General features: G+C 59.4%; 17 protein-coding genes. 6 read left to right on the forward strand and 11 right to left on the reverse strand.

The annotated features are described in order from the left end of the window. Nucleotides 1–30: 30 nt before the first annotated feature. The 5 genes from HNR46_RS09880 to creB form a co-directional block, all read right to left on the reverse strand. Entirely contained in the window at nucleotides 31–222 is a 192-nt protein-coding gene (locus HNR46_RS09880; RefSeq protein ID WP_184018284.1) for a hypothetical protein, read from the reverse strand. Continuing rightward, nucleotides 219–935, reverse strand: a complete 717-nt coding sequence (locus tag HNR46_RS09885; protein WP_184018286.1) for a hypothetical protein — start codon at nucleotides 933–935, stop codon at nucleotides 219–221. Before HNR46_RS09885 ends, HNR46_RS09880 begins: the two co-directional genes overlap by 4 nt. Continuing rightward, nucleotides 932–1,702, reverse strand: a complete 771-nt coding sequence (locus HNR46_RS09890; RefSeq protein ID WP_184018288.1) for a hypothetical protein — start codon at nucleotides 1,700–1,702, stop codon at nucleotides 932–934. The genes HNR46_RS09885 and HNR46_RS09890 overlap by 4 nt, the downstream gene beginning before the upstream one ends. A 114-nt stretch (nucleotides 1,703–1,816) precedes the next feature. Beyond that, nucleotides 1,817–3,232, reverse strand: a complete 1,416-nt coding sequence (gene creC / locus HNR46_RS09895; RefSeq protein WP_184018289.1) for a two-component system sensor histidine kinase CreC — start codon at nucleotides 3,230–3,232, stop codon at nucleotides 1,817–1,819. A gap of 33 nt (nucleotides 3,233–3,265) precedes the next feature. After that, the gene (gene creB, locus HNR46_RS09900) at nucleotides 3,266–3,973 is read right to left on the reverse strand and encodes a two-component system response regulator CreB (protein ID WP_184018291.1); all 708 of its coding nucleotides are present in this window, start codon (nucleotides 3,971–3,973) and stop codon (nucleotides 3,266–3,268) included. A gap of 147 nt (nucleotides 3,974–4,120) precedes the next feature. Between creB and HNR46_RS09905 the strand changes: the two genes are divergently transcribed. Continuing rightward, entirely contained in the window at nucleotides 4,121–4,708 is a 588-nt protein-coding gene (locus HNR46_RS09905) for a GNAT family N-acetyltransferase (protein WP_184018293.1), read from the forward strand. Between the two features lie 101 nt (nucleotides 4,709–4,809). After that, nucleotides 4,810–6,300, forward strand: a complete 1,491-nt coding sequence (locus tag HNR46_RS09910) for a pyruvate carboxylase subunit B (protein ID WP_184018295.1) — start codon at nucleotides 4,810–4,812, stop codon at nucleotides 6,298–6,300. 18 nt (nucleotides 6,301–6,318) lie between these two features. Here HNR46_RS09910 and HNR46_RS09915 read toward each other — a convergent pair whose 3' ends face one another. The 5 genes from HNR46_RS09915 to HNR46_RS09935 form a co-directional block, all read right to left on the reverse strand. Continuing rightward, nucleotides 6,319–7,143, reverse strand: a complete 825-nt coding sequence (locus HNR46_RS09915; protein WP_184018310.1) for a hypothetical protein — start codon at nucleotides 7,141–7,143, stop codon at nucleotides 6,319–6,321. A 6-nt stretch (nucleotides 7,144–7,149) separates the two neighbouring features. After that, nucleotides 7,150–9,825 (reverse strand): YncE family protein, encoded by a 2,676-nt coding sequence (locus tag HNR46_RS09920; protein WP_184018312.1) that lies wholly within the window; start codon nucleotides 9,823–9,825, stop codon nucleotides 7,150–7,152. Nucleotides 9,826–9,853: 28 nt separating this feature from the next. Then, nucleotides 9,854–10,558, reverse strand: a complete 705-nt coding sequence (locus HNR46_RS09925) for a hypothetical protein (RefSeq protein WP_184018314.1) — start codon at nucleotides 10,556–10,558, stop codon at nucleotides 9,854–9,856. Between the two features lie 252 nt (nucleotides 10,559–10,810). Beyond that, nucleotides 10,811–11,215 carry a hypothetical protein gene (locus HNR46_RS09930; RefSeq protein ID WP_184018316.1) on the reverse strand — a complete coding sequence of 135 codons (405 nt, stop codon included), beginning with the start codon at nucleotides 11,213–11,215 and terminating at the stop codon, nucleotides 10,811–10,813. Between the two features lie 93 nt (nucleotides 11,216–11,308). Beyond that, nucleotides 11,309–12,139 carry an LOG family protein gene (locus HNR46_RS09935; RefSeq protein ID WP_184018318.1) on the reverse strand — a complete coding sequence of 277 codons (831 nt, stop codon included), beginning with the start codon at nucleotides 12,137–12,139 and terminating at the stop codon, nucleotides 11,309–11,311. A 136-nt stretch (nucleotides 12,140–12,275) separates the two neighbouring features. Here HNR46_RS09935 and HNR46_RS09940 point away from each other — a divergent pair, with 136 nt between their 5' ends. Both HNR46_RS09940 and HNR46_RS09945 read left to right on the forward strand, forming a co-directional pair. Next, entirely contained in the window at nucleotides 12,276–12,743 is a 468-nt protein-coding gene (locus HNR46_RS09940) for a sodium:calcium antiporter (RefSeq protein ID WP_184018320.1), read from the forward strand. Next, nucleotides 12,697–13,206 (forward strand): hypothetical protein, encoded by a 510-nt coding sequence (locus HNR46_RS09945; protein WP_221285108.1) that lies wholly within the window; start codon nucleotides 12,697–12,699, stop codon nucleotides 13,204–13,206. The genes HNR46_RS09940 and HNR46_RS09945 overlap by 47 nt, the downstream gene beginning before the upstream one ends. 238 nt (nucleotides 13,207–13,444) lie before the next feature. On the opposite strand, the gene HNR46_RS09950 is transcribed toward HNR46_RS09945, so the two are convergent. Continuing rightward, nucleotides 13,445–13,696 carry a hypothetical protein gene (locus HNR46_RS09950; RefSeq protein ID WP_184018325.1) on the reverse strand — a complete coding sequence of 84 codons (252 nt, stop codon included), beginning with the start codon at nucleotides 13,694–13,696 and terminating at the stop codon, nucleotides 13,445–13,447. Nucleotides 13,697–14,701: 1,005 nt separating this feature from the next. Between HNR46_RS09950 and HNR46_RS09955 the strand changes: the two genes are divergently transcribed. Both HNR46_RS09955 and HNR46_RS09960 read left to right on the forward strand, forming a co-directional pair. Further along, the gene (locus tag HNR46_RS09955; protein ID WP_221285109.1) at nucleotides 14,702–15,103 is read left to right on the forward strand and encodes a hypothetical protein; all 402 of its coding nucleotides are present in this window, start codon (nucleotides 14,702–14,704) and stop codon (nucleotides 15,101–15,103) included. A gap of 203 nt (nucleotides 15,104–15,306) precedes the next feature. After that, nucleotides 15,307–15,639, forward strand: a complete 333-nt coding sequence (locus HNR46_RS09960; protein WP_184018328.1) for a hypothetical protein — start codon at nucleotides 15,307–15,309, stop codon at nucleotides 15,637–15,639. The last annotated feature ends 136 nt before the right edge of the window (nucleotides 15,640–15,775 follow it).

Raw genomic sequence — 15,775 nt, forward strand, 5'->3', positions numbered from 1 at the left:
AAGCGGGCCCCAATGGAGGCCCGCCTGATCTTAGAGCCCGAGTTCGTCGCGGAACTCATCGAAAAGGAGATCCGGGGGTGGCTCGATTTCGATAGGGGGATCGGCCCGGATGAGTTGGGCCAGAGTTTCCGCAACGAACCGGGAGAGTGAGATCTTCCTGCGAGCCGCCAGAGAGGCGGCTTGGAGGAGCAAAGGCCGGGGAAGGTCGAGTTGAGTTTTCATGAACGCTCTTCTGAAGGGGTTTCCGGCGGGAGCTTGAGATCGAAGGTCTCGGACCAATGCTGAAGGAAGAATTTCTTTTCCGGGGTGATGAAGCGGTCCGAGGTGCCGAGAATGGGCCGCAGTGAGGTGGTCAATTGCAGGGTGACGAGAAGGAAGATGATCGACCAGATGGCCATGGGGCCTTTCTGGCTGGCACCGTGGGCATGCAATGCCTGGTCAAGAAAGCGGCCGGCGAAAATGAAGCCGATCAGCCACGAGCCCACGGCCAAACAGCCCATGAAGCCGAAAGAACGTGTGCCCTGAGTGAAGATCCAAACGGCGGGTGCAAATCCGAGAAGAAGCAGGCCCGAAAGTCCAAGCACTCCACCGAGGATGCCAGCGAGCCGCCCTGCCGAGGCTGAGGACCCCGCGAGGCAGGAGAAGATATAGAGGCTTGGATAGCAGATGATGGCGGCAAAAAGCATGCCTCCTCCGAGTTTGAGGGGCGCGGCCCAGATTTGCTGGTGCCAGGCAAATGTGCCGAGCACGAAACCGAAGATGAGGAGTGCCACGAGGGCGAGCAGGAAGAGACGCAGAAGTGTGGCGGGTCGATCGATCATCGGGTCTTGAGCCAATTCGCGTGGACGCCGTAGCAGGGCTTCAAAGAGGTCGCGGAAGGAGTTTCCGATGGGCGGTGATTCCGGTTCAGTGGGTGGAGGTGGGGTGGGTGTCATGGTGGTTGCAGATTTGGAGTTCGGAAGAGCTTTCGGATGCCGACGAAGAGGCCAGCCAAGAGGAGGAGAAACAGGGCCGAAGGAAGCACCGCGTAGGCATCGAAAGTCGCAAGAATGCGGCCGCTCGAGCGCCACACCGATTCGTAGAAGCTACCGTGCATCGGGTCGGGTCGAAGGAAGGCGACCTTAAGGTCGGGGGAGCCGAAGAACGGACGAAAGATCCATGAGAATTGCGCTCCGAGAAATGCATTGCCGGCGATCCATGCTCCGAGGGTGGCACGGGCAGCAGCTCGGGAGGGGCTGAATGTTTCCAGGAGTTTGCCGAGACGGGTCACTCCAATGAGGCCAGCCAAGGCGATCATGATGGTGTGAAAAAGCAGGTATCCCGCATGGGCGGAAAGGGCCACGGCGGAGTCAGGCGGGGGAGCATTGAGCGCCAGGAAGAAGGTGATGGGAGCGATCGACCCGAGAATGAGGGCAGAGATGGCGAAGGCACTGAGCAAGGCGTGGAGGGACTGGCGAAAGTTCAGTTGGCTGCCAAGCAAGCTGCCAAGGAGTCCATTGAGCAGGCCGTTGCAGCCGAGGGTGCAGGCGATGAGCAGGGGCATTTTGATCGCCACATAGGCGCCCATCATCGGAGATCGCCAGAAGCCGACGGAATATCCATAGAGGGCAAATCCTCCGACCGTGACCTGAATGCTGCGGGCGAGGTCGCTCGTCGACGCCCGGGTCAGGGTGGTGGTGGGAGGATTCAGCAGCGCACGCATCGGATGCGTGCAGGAAAGGGAAGGACGGTGAGAGTCAGATGAAGCGGGGAGGAACTCCGTTAGAAAGTCTGATGAAGATGGGAGTCGAAAGCCTCGGCGAGCGTTTTCGGGGCGTCAGGCAGGGAGCATCAACACAGCACGGGTGCCGTGAGGAGTAGCAGGAGAGAGGGTGATGCTGCCACCGTGAAGTTCGGCGGCTTCTTTGACCAGAGTGAGACCGAGGCCGGTGCCCTTGCGCGCGTGATTGAGCTGTCGAAGCGAAAAGAAACGTTCGAAGATACGCTCGCGGGCATAATCAGGGATACCTGGGCCGCGGTCTTCAATGATGAGGGTTAGGGCCTCGGCTCGCTCAAGACGAACGCGAACGGTTTCGCCCTCAGGAGAGAAGTCGATCGCGTTTTCCAGGAGATTGGTAATCGCAGAGCGCAGGATGAAGGCATCTCCTCGCAGGGGGACGGGGATTTTGGGCAGTTGGAGGTCGAGTTCCACTCCTGCCAGCTCGGCGATAGGGCGAGCATGATCGATGGCCCGGAGGGTGATTTCTCGAAGATCCACTTCGGTGCTGGCGTCGAGTCCGCTTCTCCCCTCCAAAGCGGAGAGTTCAAGGAGGCGGTTCAGGAGTCGGTCGGCGCGCAGAGCTTCAGCGCGGATGTTCCCCAGAAAGCGTTCCCGATCGACGGCGGGCATGTCTTCGTCGAGGAGCTCGGCGGCACCACGGATCGCCGCCAGCGGGCTCTTCATCTCGTGGGTGAGGGTCTGGACGTATCGTTCGGCATATTGGCGACCTTCAAGGGCTTCGCGCATCGATTCGAGTGCGCGGGCGAGGGTGTTCACTTCTCGGCCCGCGCCGAGTTGAGGAAGGGCAGGACGCTTCCCTTCTTCGATGGCCCGAGCGTAGTCGGTGAGCAGCCCGACCGGCCGGTACTGCCAAACAAAGACGGCGGTGACGAAGCAGAGAATGCCAATGCCAATGAGTCCCGTCCCCCAGAAAATCTCGATGCGGCGACGGTTGACGATAGGAAGAACGTCGGCCTGAGGTTTGCTGAGGCTGAGAACGCCACTGGGATGGAGAGGATCTCCAATGGGGGCTGCGACAAAGAGCACGGAGGAACTGGAATCTTCTTCGTCGATGCGGCTACTGCGTGCCCCGTATTCGCCTTTGAGGGTGCGAGCGACATCGTTGAAGGTGGAGTAATCTTTGCCAACATCACGGCCGTCGTGGGAGTCGAAGACGACGATGCCTTCGGCATCGGTGATGAGGCATCCAAGGCCGACTTCGGTCTTGAGATGTTCGTAGATCTTAGCCCGGAATTGCCGTTGGTGGGCGGCGTCGAAGGCGTCAGGGAGCGGGCCGGGGTCGAGATCCTGGCCAATCATCGCGGCAAGGATCTGAGCGGTGTCGATCATGCTCTCCTCCGTGGCCTGAAAGGTGCGGGGTGCGACTTCGTCGAGTTGAGTTCGCAGGAGAAAATGGAACCCGGAAATGATGACCAGAATGATGGCGACAAGAATGAGGCGGGTCAGGCGCATCGGAGGTTGGGAGAGGAATTCAAGGCACCCGAGTCAGGGCTGGTAGGCATAGCCGAGACCGCGGCGGGTCTCGATGAGAGATTCGGCTCCGGGGGACGCATCGCGGAGCTTCGCCCGGATGGTTTTGATATGGGCATCGATGGTCCGATCGGTGACGGCTCCCGGATCATCCCAGGCCAGATCAAGAAGCTGATCGCGGGTAAAGACGCGATGAGGGCGTTTCAGAAACACGAGCAGTAACTTGTATTCGTGGGCCGTGAGGTCGAGGGCATCACCATGAAGGAGGACTCGCATGGTCGCTTCATCGTGAGCCAGTGGTGTGGTCGGAGAATGGAGTGGCTCAAGTTTGAGCGCAGTGGGTCGCTCCTCGCGGCCATGGCTTTCAGTACGGCGGAGGATGGCGCGGACCCTTGCGACGACTTCCCGCGGCGAAAAGGGTTTGGTGACGTAGTCATCGCCACCGAGTTCAAGGCCGAGGATGCGGTCAATTTCGCCATCGCGGGCAGTAAGGAAGAGGATCGGCACTGAGGAGTCCTCGCGGAGCTTCTTGCACACTTCGAGGCCGGTCATGTCGGGGAGGCCAATATCGAGGATGATGAAGTCGAATGGCTTTTCCGCGTGAAGGTCGAGAGCTCCTTTCCCCGTGAGGGAATGGGCAACTTCGAGACATTCGGTTCGCAAGGCATAGACAAGGGTGTCGGCGATGGAGGGTTCGTCTTCAACAAGGAGGATTCGGGGCATGGCGGCAGGGAGTGAATCGACAAAAGCAGGCCGGAGGTGGGTGAAGGAATGATGAACGCCCCGGGAATTCGGCGAGAGCATGACGGGTGGGATTCGACCCGCCAAGCCGCCGTTGCGCGAGGGTGGAGGTCTCGCGTAGGGTTGGGCATGATTGAGACGGTGCTGGCTGACGGAGAAGCGGTAGTGGTCCGCCCGCTGGGTTTGGCGGACCGTGGCGCCTTGGCAGAGGGATATCGAAGGCTTTCGCCCGAGTCTCGATATCAGCGGTTTTGGGTGCGGACCGGGGAAATCATTGGCGATCGAATGTTGAATCGCCTATTGATGCAAGATCCTGGAAATCATGCGTTGTGGGCGGTGATGGATGGGGCGAGGGAATATCCGGGGGTCGGCGCTGCGAGCTTTTGGAGATCGTCCGAAGATCCCGAAGAGGCCGAGTTTTCCTGTACGGTGCTCGATGCTGATCAGCGGCGGGGTGTCGGCACCTTGCTTCTGGCGGTCCTTTGGCTGGAGGCGAGAAAGGTAGGCATTCGCCGGTTCATTGGCTATACGATGCCTGAGAATGTGTCGGCCATCCGTTGGATGAGGGATACGGGGGCTGAAGCTGAGTGGGATGGCTACAAGGTGATCTTCCGGTGGTATCTGGAGTCGCTGGATGCGATTCCGCCGACGGATGCGGGAATTGCTCTTGCCGAACGCCTTGCGGAGTTTAGCGAAGCCTTGTGGCAGGGGGCGTGACTCAGGATCGAGACCGGTGATGGGAAATGCGCAGCATCGGGCAAGTCCGGTGAAGCAAATCGGATTGAGGAGGACTCCGAAGGTTTTAGTGTGGGAACGCCATGCAAGGGAGCGTCGTTTTCAACAATACCGTCCTGCGTGACGGTCACCAAAGTCTCGCGGCTACGCGGATGCGGACGGAGCAAATGCTGCCTGCCCTGGACGACCTCGATGCGGTCGGATTCGGGGCCCTCGAAACGTGGGGAGGTGCTACGATTGATGCCGGATTGCGTTTTCTCGACGAGTTCCCCTTTGACCGTCTGGACCGGCTCAAGGAGGGAACGCCCAAGACGCCCCACATGATGTTGCTGCGGGGGCAGAACATCGTTCAGTATGCCCATTTTCCGGATGATGTGGTCGAAGCCTTTGTGGCGCGTTCCGCAGCCCATGGCATGGATGTGTTTCGAATCTTCGATGCTTTGAACGATGTCCGAAATCTGCGAGCAGCGGTCAGGGCCGTCAAAAAGGTCGGGAAGCACGCCCAGGGGACCATTTGTTACACGACCAGCCCGGTTCACACGGTTGAGAACTTTGTGAAGTTGGGCGAAGAATTGGAGCGCATAGGATGCGACTCAATTTGTGTGAAGGATATGGCAGGATTGATTCCGCCTCATCGGGTGCGGCAGATCGTGGAGGGTCTCAAACAGAAGGTGAAGCTTCCGATCTGGCTGCATACCCACGAGACGGCGGGACTTGGTGCGGCAGCCTACTTCGCAGGGATCGAAGCTGGGGCGGATGCCGTGGACTGCTCGATTGTTCCTTTTGCCAATGGAACCTCCCAGCCGGACACCGTGCGAATGCTCAGTGTTCTGGACAGTCATCCGAGGAAGCCGGATTACGATCTCGAGCGCCTCGTTCGATTGCGCGGCCACTTCGAAAAGATTTACGCGGAACTGGGCGAGTACACGCAACACCGCAACGAGGTGGTGGATAGCGATGCATTGACCTTCCAGGTGCCAGGTGGGATGCTTTCAAACTTCCGGAATCAGCTTCGGGAGCAAAAAATGGAGGATCGATTCGAGGAGGTTTTCGCAGAGATTCCCGTGGTGAGGGAAGCCCTTGGATGGATTCCTTTGGTCACGCCAACGTCTCAGATCGTCGGTGTGCAGGCGATGCTTAATGTGAAGTTTGGGCGTTGGAAAAACTTCACACCACAGGCCATGGATATTGCCCTGGGCTATTATGGAACCCCTCCCGCAGAAGTGGATCCAGAGGTTCAAAAGCTGGCTGCGGAAAAATCAGGAAAAGACCCGATCGATGTGCGCCCTGCAGACCTTCAGGAACCGCGCATGGAACGTCTCCGGGAAGAACTCAAGGCAGCCGGTCTTCCTGATGACGATGAGCATTGCGTGATTCACGCCATGTTTCCGCAGGAGTTGAAAAAGTACTACCAACGCAAGAATGCGCCGGCGGCGTCCGCACCGGTGCGCGCACCGCGTCCCGTCCCGTCCCCAGTGGCGACGATTCCGGTGGCGGCCTCCGGATCGAGAAAAGCCATGCGGATGGTCATCGATGGAAAGCCCGTGGAAGCTGTGGTGGAGGAGTTGGCGTGATCCGGATGGCTTTCAGCATTATTCGAATCGCCAGGTGATGCCGGCATGGAGGCTGCCGCCCTCGCCGGCCGATCCTAGGCCATGGCCATATCCAAGGCGCAAGCCAAGATCGTGGCGGGGCATATAGATCCAACTGGCAACGACCTGGTGATCTCCATGAACATTGAAGTCGCCCATGCATTCGAGGCCGACGCCCCAATGATGATGAAATTCGTGGCGAAGTCCCACGGCATATCCCAAGCCCATTTCACTCGATGAAGTGCCGGCTACCACAAAGTTGGCGACCGCTCGGGTGGATTCCGAGACGGACCATTCCAAGATGATGCGCGATTGGAAATAGTCCTCGTCATGAAGGTGGATGGTCGATGAGGAGGCGGAGGGCCACGAGATTTGCGTGGGGGTGACGACGGGATCGGGTGGGGCGTCAGGATTGAAAGTTTTCATTGAGCGGTGGGAGTGGTGGTGGCCCCCATGCTGAGAGTTGCTCGTGAAAGACGATGAAGGTTGGCGCGAGCCATCATCGAAGTGGTAGGAGACCGATGCTCCCAGCCGCCAGGAGCGGTGAGCCAACGGAGCCGACCATTGAAGCATTGGGGTGAGTCCCTGGGTGTGAAAAGAACCCTGATCCGTCCAATCGATGCCGCATCCAGCGGCGAAGCCACTTCCTAATCCTGCAAGGAATCCTGATTCGAGGGAGAAGTCCTGCTCGGCGATCGAACTGGTCGCGTAGACGGTAGCTCCTCCAGAGCTGGGGACGCGGGCATCCAGATTCAGAAAGAAATCCTGCCCGTGGTGGGCAAGCGCGACGGCAGGGAGGGATAGAAATAGAGGAATGAATTTCATGGCGTCTTACCAAGTACGACGGAGGCGGTAGAAATGCCGTCGGCTTCCGGTTCGATCAATGGGAAGGATGGACTCTAAGTTTTGCTGAGTGGCTTCTCCGGGAGCCGGCAACCACGGCCCGTCGAGGGATCCCGAACTCTCCGGAAACCAATCGATTCCGGTCCATTTCAGAGACAGATTTCCCGCATCGCGGAGGAGGAAGGGTACGGGTGCTTTTTCGTCGGAATCGACCACGCCATTTCCGTTGCGGTCGTCGCTGCGGCGATGGAGTTCTTCGAGGGGAATCCCTGAAAATGTGAGGGCATCTCCAGGTTGAAGAAGATCAAGGAGAGCCGCGCGGTCGAGGGGATGGCCCGGACTGACGTAAGTGGAGCTGTCTGGATCCCAGCGGAAGCTCTGTTTGATTCCGCCGACGCGGCCCCAGGCGACGAGTCCATTCCATTCGTAGCCTGCTTGCGTTTCAAGAAGGGCGAGCTGGGTCAAAAGATCCGCACTGCTTCTTCGCTGGGAGTTAAGGGTAAGGTCGTATCCAACGACGGGAGCCGTACCTGTATCGTAGGACAAAATAAAAGCCTTGAGGTTGGCAAGGTTGGCGCGCTTGGCAGCCGTCATCGGGGGCTTGTCGAGTTGATCAAGTGAGTAGGGGTGCACAATAGGGAGGACCGATCCCGAGCCGTCGGGACCTAGGCCAAATCCGGCAAGGGATTGGGCTCCCGCTGTGGGATCGAATTGGCCCGCTCGCTGGTGAACCAAGCGCAGAGGAGGATTCTTGATCGGCTGCAGGCGCCCGACGCTGGGTGCAAAATCGAGATTCTGATCGGTGCCAGCGTTGTAGTCGTGGCAGACAATGCAGTGGCTGAGCAGATGGTCATTGAAGACCGTGAGGCCTTTGGTGGCGTCCCCTGCGGGGAGATCGCTGCGCAGGCTCCTATCCAGATTGCGATGAGGATTAGGATGGAGGAGAATTGACATCAGGTAGGAGGCCAGATCGTCCATCGTTTCGTCCGACTGGAGCACTCCTCCCATGAGATGAGGAAACGTGGGATTGAAGGATTGGATGGAGGGCTTGTCTCCACGCCAATGGAATTTGGTGGTGATCGCTGCTGCAGGCCGGGTGGAGCCATCGGTAGGATCCGTAGATTTGGCGTCATTGAGGGAAAGGCCGCGAAGGGTTTGAGTGAGGAGGGGGCCTTTCATGGGATGGAGTTGACGATTCACGAGGGTGAAATCGTGGGCAGAGAGGTCGCCTCCGATCACTTCAACCATGCTGCCTCCGGGGTCTCCAAGGTCCCAAGCGAGGCCATCGCGGTCCGCATCGAGATGGCAGGTGGCGCAGGAAATGGTGCCATTGCCGGAAAGGCGGGCATCGTAGAGAACTCCTCGGCCTCTCCGCAGGTCTGGGGGCATCGGGTCGTAGGTGCCGATCCCGGTTTCCGATAGGAGATCCCCGCTGAGGGTATCGACGGTGACGAGAGTGTCGGAGATTTTGTTCAGCACGTACAGGCGTCCTTCTCCGAGGGCGAGGCCTCGCGGCCCTCGCATCCCTTCCGCGCCGAGGCCGGCTGGGCGCACATCGATGCGTCGAAGGATGCTGCCGGTTGCGGTTTCGAACTCCGCAACCCGGTCAGAGTTGAAGGCGGCGAGCCAACAACGAGACCCATCGGAATTGAAGACGAGATCGGTCGGTTGGGCGAGGGCTAGGGCAATGCTGGTGGGATCCGGGGAGGTGCGCCGGACGAGACCGGGGTTGAGATCGTAGGAAGTGACGATGTCGTTCGTGAGGTCGATTCGACTGAGCCGGTGTCGGGCAAACTCTCCATTCAGCTCGGGTTCAAAGCGGGTCAGGTTGAGGGCTTCGGTGTTGGCGCACCACAGGGATCCATCGGGATGAACTGCAAGACTGAACAGGTGGGTGCCCACTCCAGAGATCCAGCGTTGGAGAGTCAGAGTGCTGGTGTCGACGACGGCGATGTCGTGATCGAGCACGGTCCACGAGACGCGCGAGTCGTCAGCGGAAACAATCAAGCCGGTCTGAGGTGCGGCTGGAAGTTCGGGATCGGTCGGCGCGGGTGGCGCAGGCGCAAGCGATGGGGCAAGGATGGTGGTGCGGTTTCCTGAAAGCAGAGACGCGACGTAGAGCTGGCTGCCATCAGCGCTCACGGCGAGGGCTCGGGGAAGCAATCCATCCACGGGCAACTCACCGATGGGGACCCGTGTGGTGGCGTCGAAAGCCACCACACGGGCGTTGCGAGAGCAGGAGACGAAAGCTTTCCCCCCGGCGAAGACGAGGTCTGCGGGTTCGTCCGGCACGCGCAAGGTGTCGATGATGATGCCTTGGCTTAGAGAGATGACGGAAATCGAGTCGGAGAGTTCATGGATCACCCATGCTTCATCATCGGTGCGGGCGCGGACGGTGACTGGCGCGGTCGAGACCGGAATTTCCGCGATCAAAAGGGGGGTCGCGCGAGGAGGAGACCCGACGTCGAAGACGGAGAGAGTGTGAGTGGTGGAGTTCAAGGCGAGCAGTCGCCGACCATTAGGAGTGAGTTCGACGGGGTGCTGTTGCCGGGCTTCAAACTGGGTGAACCCCCGTGCGGCAAGGGAGAGGACGAGGCAAAAGAGAATCTGACGGAGGAGCATGGCCTTGGAGGGCGAGGCCCCACGGAAGCGGATTGCTTCCATGGGGCGCTGAACCAGGGGTGTTGGGGATTCAGCGTTGGCGACGCAGCAGCGCCAAGCCGGTCAATGCGCCTAGGAGCAAGGCCGATGGCTCGGGAACGGTGGCGAATGCGATCTGGTACACCTTGTCGGAGGGTGCCAAGTTGGCATCAGCACCGTTGCCGACGGCGATGGTGTAACGACCGGGTTCGAGATCGACCCAGCCCGTGACGGTGTTGTCTTCTGCCGAGAAGGCGTGGAATACATAGATCAAGCCGGGGCTACCATCCGTGCCATTGTTGTCCCAGGCGTCATTGAGGGCGATCAAGTTGCCCCCGTCATTCGAATAGGAGTGGAGGGAACTCGGGGCGTCCTCGACCGACTCTCCTGCATAAATGACGAATCCGGGATGGGCAGAAGACAGGGCCGTGGTCTCGTCAAATCCAGTGCTGGTCATGGTTTGTACCACGTCCAGGGAGATGGTGACCTCCAGTCGTGTGGCCTCGGTGATTTCGATGAGATACCAGGTCGAAGCGTGGCCCCAGCCCCGGCTGGGATCCTTGGAGGGGTCGAGATTGACATAGCTCCATCCTCCCACGCTGGTCACGCTGGACCAGGAGTCATTGACGTCGAGAGTGACGAGAAGTTCGTAGGGAAAGGCGGTGCCATCGGTACCAGGATTGACGTAACTGGTGTCGATGGTGGCTGCGGAGCTCAGGGACAGGGTCGAGAGAAGTATGGGAAAGAAAGTTTTCATCCAATTTTGATCAAAGTACAGGTTAGGGTGGCGCGGCGGTCCGCCGCAGCCATGCAGGGTGGTAGGTGTCCTCATGGCGGCGCACCCGCGAAGCGCGGACGTGCATGGGGATTCACCCGGTGCCGGGCTCTCAAAGGAGGCATCGGCGTGGCGTCTTTGATTTCCCGAAACCTTCGGCTGTAGAAGCCGAGGATGAGAGTGCCAGGGTTGGATCCGGGCACATCAGTGCACCGGTGGTGGGCGGTCAGGAAATCAAGACCAGCCGAGAAGCCGTGGAGGAGGCGAGGGGGGCGAGGCTGACCAAAGGTCGCCTGCGAGCGAAGGGACGGTGAACTCTCGTGTTTCAGGAGTTCTTACCATCGGGCGGTGGAGAAGGATGCGCTGGGGGAGTGTTACCTCCTTCAGGGCGAGATCGCGCTTGGCACTGGAGGGGAGCTCGGTTCCTTGCTCCGATTGGCGGCCCTTGGCGATGGATTGGCACATGGCGCAGGGGTGGGCTCCGTCGAAAGTTTTCCGAGCACCTTCAAAGAAGCCATCCTGGGCAGAGTAGTCGACGAGCATCTTCGACCACGCCACGCATTGCAGCACTCCCCAGTGGCCGCCACACAGGTGCAGGCAGCCGAGGAGGGCAATGAGGAGCTGGCCGAGGCGCTTCACGTCGCGCCTGTGGTCGGCCAGGGGGAGTCGTCCGTCAATTCGAATTGGCGAAAAGGGGATGCACTCCCCCATCGGAAGCCGAGGAAGCAAGCTTCAGGAGGCCGCGCTTTTGGGTACCCCTTTTTCGCCGAGAATGGGCTTGGGTTTCGGCAGTTTGTCCTGGCGCAAGCCAAACTGACGAACGGCATGGCGATGAATGTGGGCGATGGCCTCTTCGGGGTCGTCGGTGAAGAAGATCAACTCCGGGTCGTCCGGGCTGATCGTGCCCGCTTCGGCCATGCGGTAGACGAAATCCATGAGCGGCTGCCAGTAATCTTTTCCCATGAGAACAATCGGAAAATTCCGGATCTTCTTGGTTTGGATGAGAGTCATGGTTTCGAACATCTCGTCCATGGTTCCAGCACCACCCGGAAGGACGATGAAGGCATAGGAGTATTTCACCAAGATGGTCTTCCGGGTGAAGAAATAGTGCATGTCCACCGAGCGCGTGACGTAGGGGTTCCCCGCTTGTTCGAAGGGGAGTTCGATATTGACGCCGATGGAGCGGCCTCCGGCTTCAAATGCCCCTCGGTTGCCCGCTTCCATGATGCCTGGACCGCCTCCTGTCAGCACTGTAAATCCAAGTTCGGCGCACTTGGCGCCCATGGTACGGGCCATTTCGTAATAGGCGGTGCCGGGACGCGTCCGGGCAGATCCAAAGATCGTCACACAGGGGCCAGCGAAGTGGAGCGTGCGGAAAGCCTTGATGAAGTCCCAGGAAACGCGGGCGAGAGTTCTGAGCTCACGCCACCGAGACTGAGGTCCTCCGAGCAAGGTGCGGTCGGGATGTTCCAGCTGGAAACGCTGCTCCTTTTTGATGTCGTCAGGAGCGATCGAGTGTTCGGCTTGAGGCTGGGGGCAATCAGGGCAATCGGGAGGAGTCATGGGCGAGGATTCGATAGCATGGGGAAGGGGAGGCGTCACAGAAGAAGTCGGTCAGTTTGAGTTTCCTTCCGATGAGCGTGGAAACGCCAGGAGAGTTCCCAATCGTCGGCGACCGCCGAGGCCCTATGCTGTGGCGATGATTCTTCCGTTGTTGTGGACCTTGGTGAGCTTCGGGCTGCTCTTTTTAGGGGCGGATTGGTTGGTCAAAGGAGGAGTCGGATTGGCGACGCGATGGGGAGTGACGGCACTGGTGGTGGGCCTCACCGTGGTTGCCTACGGCACGTCCTCTCCGGAGCTATGGGTTTCGCTCAAAGCGGCGTTGCAAGGGCAGTCGGGGATCGCGGTGGGAAATGTCGTGGGCTCCAATATTTTCAACATCGCGGTGATTCTCGGAGTCGCGGCGATGATTCGGCCCGTGGGGGTGGAATCGAATATCCTGCGGCGGGATGCCCCGGTGATGATGGGGGTGACCTTGGCCGCCGTGGCCGTGCTATGGGACGGCGCGGTGACTCGGATGGAGGGGGGGAATGTTGGTGACGGCCAGCTTGCTCTACACCGTGTGGATCGTCCGGGCCGCACGGCGTGCCGGGGACTCAGGCGGTGAGGCGCTGCAATCCCTTCCCGTGCCCAAGGCTTTGGGATGGATCGTTTTGGGGCTGATCGTGTTGGCGCTGGGTTCCCGGGTGCTGGTCGAGAATGCGGTCGTGGTGGCCCGGGGACTTGGGGTTTCAGAGGCGATCATCGGTCTTACGATCATTGCCGCCGGGACTTCGATGCCGGAGTTGGCCACTTCGGCGGTGGGGGCCTGGCGGGGGCAATCGGACATCGCGATGGGAAATGTGATCGGTTCCAACATCTTCAACCTCCTTTTCGTGATGGGCCTTGCTGCCTGCATTCACCCCATCACAGGGGTTGCCGTAAGGGGAGTGGACAGCGTTTTCTTTGTGCTCACGGCGGCTTGGTTGTGGTGGGCTGCCTGGACTGGGCGAACGGTAGGTCGCGGGGAAGGCGCAGGATGTCTGGTCATTTACGCGGCCTACCTGCTCCTTATGTGGCCGCGGAGTTGACCGGATTTGGGCGATGAAACTCTCTGAGCTTCCGTCATGACGGGATCCCTGAAGGCGTAGTGGTCGGAGGCAGAATTCCTGTGAGGATGCTGGGGCTGTCGGCCTTGAGCCGAAGATCCAGAAATTCCCCCGTTTCGGATCGACTCGATTCGCGTTGACCCCCCGTGCGTCGGATCGGGACCCGGTCCCCGGTCATTCGCCGTGTGTGTCGATGACCGGGGGCGGGGAATCTGAAAGTTCAAATGCCGGGAGGAGAACCGCCAAGGGCGAGCTTTTCTCGGTGCCTCATCGAAACCACCTGATTGATCTCGTCCAGAGCCCGGGTGGCCTGGGTCATCTCGTCGAGAAGGACTTGGAGACCCTGCCCCAACTCGGCAGTCCATGGCTGGTCGCCGTGGCGCGAGCGGAATTGCTGAAGCGCAAGACCGGCCTCGACGGTGCGGTCGAGGGCCATCTGCTGATCCGAAAAAGCGTCTTCAAAGTTTTTCACAGCGGAAACGAGAACGTCTCATCGTCCTCGCTGAGGGTTAAATGCGAGGAACTCCGTCCCGGCAACGGAATTTGCGGTTCCGCTCGATGAAAACTCGGAGCTACCGAAATAACACGAAGAGGAGAAGGGTGCAGGGCGTCGGCCATGAACCCACCCACGGGTGTTTGCTCTGTGGCCCTCTCACGATCGGCGGACGGCTCGCATGGAGCAGAAGAGATCTCGGTGATCGCCGCCCATGCGCTTCCTTGAGGGAGGGAATCGATCGATTGGAGACGGGATGAGGAGAGTGCATGCTAGCGACGCTTTTGGCGTTGCATGCGCTCATATTGTCGCCGCCATCGCGGCTTGAAGAGGGAACGGAAAGAACGAAGGAGGCCTTCCAATAACGAATAGCGGGACATATGGGGGAATCAATGAGTTATGATTGAGAGGATGACTCAATGAACCGGGGGAGGACGGCAGAATCCTATCCTGTTAGATCCTGCGGACAAGGAGGCTTTGCCAAGCTTCGTAACCTCCCTAGGAAACTTAGGAAGATCCCCTCGCGGGTGGAGGGACGCGGCGGTTCCCCCTGGATCACACCGCGCCCCTCGACACACCAGTCGACTTGCTGGGACCGCACTCCCCCAAGTGCATGGTGATCCCAGAGACCCTGGCGGCCTCCTCTCATGCCGTTGCCGGCCTGATGAGAAGTCGTCACTCTAACAGCTTTCGTGGATGGGAACCCTACGCGATGGCGTAATGCCCGGTCTGAGAAGGGAACAGCGAGCTGCAGGGGAGAGGGGGGCTTCGCCCTGGGATCGTCGACCTTTGGTTTTCGATTTGGAACACCTGGCTGATGGGCCGATGGAGAGCGTCTCCCCCAAAGGTCGATACGGGGATCAGGCGACCAACGAGCGACCATCGTGAAAGGCGAGATCGATCCATCCCGCGAGTTATTATCCGGGAGGGGAGTTGACGATTTGTCATCTTGAATCGGTGCCCTTCAAACGATTGAAATCCGATATGAATTTCTCGGTAATCGTGGCAGCTTTACTTTTGACGAGTCGATCGCTGGATGCAGCCATCACTATCCTGGTGGAACCGGATGGGGCTGGTTCTCGATTCACAGTCACGCAGGATTCGGAGAATCCCTCGATCTCTCTTGATCAAGTCACGGGAGGATTTGTGACCGGGCTTCGGCTCTCGCCACTGGCTCTTTACCAGACACCAGCCGCAGCGGATCTAGCCGGAACCTTTGCTGTGTCTGCAGGCTCAGTTTCCGAGAGTGGCGGCGGACCCATCATCCCCATCACGGGCTTGGTGGTCGATCATGATCCCCTGGAGAACCAATTCGTTGCTCGACTGACCTTGGAGACGTTTTTTTTCGCTGAGTCCAGGGGGGACCTATCAATTCGAGCTTATTGAGGGTTCGGGTGTGTTGGAGACTCTTGGATTCGAGAGCTTCCAACCAGGAAGCTATGTTGAAACGGATCCCGTTTTTGGATCTGTCATCACCAGGGTCGTTCCTGAGCCAAGTATTTCCCTGCTTCCGATGACGGGCTTGGTTCTCCTGGCGAGCAGGCGTCGAAGCCTCACTTTGTGAAATCTCTGATCGTTGTGCCAAAGAAATGAGCGGCGAATCTAAACCGGAACGAACCAAGAATCGTCTCATTGCCGGGATCGGCATGATCGTCGGCCTTGTTGCATTGGCTGCAGCATTCTTGTCGCCCCAGATCGCTGAGGCAATCGATCCACCGAAACCGCCTGTCGAGGAGGTAGCGGTCGATCTTGCCTCACGGATTATCGATGCGGCGAAGGCGAAAGCTAAGGGAGAGGAATATCAGCCAGCAGCCGCACCGCGCCAGTTACCCTCGCGATTCATCTATCCCGCCGTGGTTGGTTTCGGCATGATTGCTGCGGCACTAGTGCATCGTCCGAAAAGTAGCAGGCATATCAGGTGATGCCAGCGTCTTGGGCGAGCTTGGTTAGTTGGATGATCCGGCTGAGCTTCTTCGGGCCTTTGGTCCAGGTGAACGGACCGCAGTTCTCGTTGTAGGCGCGGACGAAGTCTTTCAGGAATCGCTCAAGCGCCTTGCC

This window comes from Haloferula luteola, assembly GCF_014201715.1.
Classification (GTDB): Bacteria; Verrucomicrobiota; Verrucomicrobiia; order Verrucomicrobiales; family Akkermansiaceae; genus Haloferula; species Haloferula luteola.

Coding starts and splice junctions, on each gene's coding strand:
- HNR46_RS09880 (WP_184018284.1), bottom strand. CDS start 222: ATGAAAACTCAACTCGACCTTCCCCGGCCTTTGCTCCTCCAAGCCGCC.
- HNR46_RS09885 (WP_184018286.1), bottom strand. CDS start 935: ATGACACCCACCCCACCTCCACCCACTGAACCGGAATCACCGCCCATC.
- HNR46_RS09890 (WP_184018288.1), bottom strand. CDS start 1,702: ATGCGTGCGCTGCTGAATCCTCCCACCACCACCCTGACCCGGGCGTCG.
- creC (WP_184018289.1), bottom strand. CDS start 3,232: ATGCGCCTGACCCGCCTCATTCTTGTCGCCATCATTCTGGTCATCATT.
- creB (WP_184018291.1), bottom strand. CDS start 3,973: ATGCCCCGAATCCTCCTTGTTGAAGACGAACCCTCCATCGCCGACACC.
- HNR46_RS09905 (WP_184018293.1), top strand. CDS start 4,121: ATGATTGAGACGGTGCTGGCTGACGGAGAAGCGGTAGTGGTCCGCCCG.
- HNR46_RS09910 (WP_184018295.1), top strand. CDS start 4,810: ATGCAAGGGAGCGTCGTTTTCAACAATACCGTCCTGCGTGACGGTCAC.
- HNR46_RS09915 (WP_184018310.1), bottom strand. CDS start 7,143: ATGAAATTCATTCCTCTATTTCTATCCCTCCCTGCCGTCGCGCTTGCC.
- HNR46_RS09920 (WP_184018312.1), bottom strand. CDS start 9,825: ATGGAAGCAATCCGCTTCCGTGGGGCCTCGCCCTCCAAGGCCATGCTC.
- HNR46_RS09925 (WP_184018314.1), bottom strand. CDS start 10,558: ATGAAAACTTTCTTTCCCATACTTCTCTCGACCCTGTCCCTGAGCTCC.
- HNR46_RS09935 (WP_184018318.1), bottom strand. CDS start 12,139: ATGACTCCTCCCGATTGCCCTGATTGCCCCCAGCCTCAAGCCGAACAC.
- HNR46_RS09940 (WP_184018320.1), top strand. CDS start 12,276: ATGATTCTTCCGTTGTTGTGGACCTTGGTGAGCTTCGGGCTGCTCTTT.
- HNR46_RS09955 (WP_221285109.1), top strand. CDS start 14,702: ATGAATTTCTCGGTAATCGTGGCAGCTTTACTTTTGACGAGTCGATCG.
- HNR46_RS09960 (WP_184018328.1), top strand. CDS start 15,307: ATGAGCGGCGAATCTAAACCGGAACGAACCAAGAATCGTCTCATTGCC.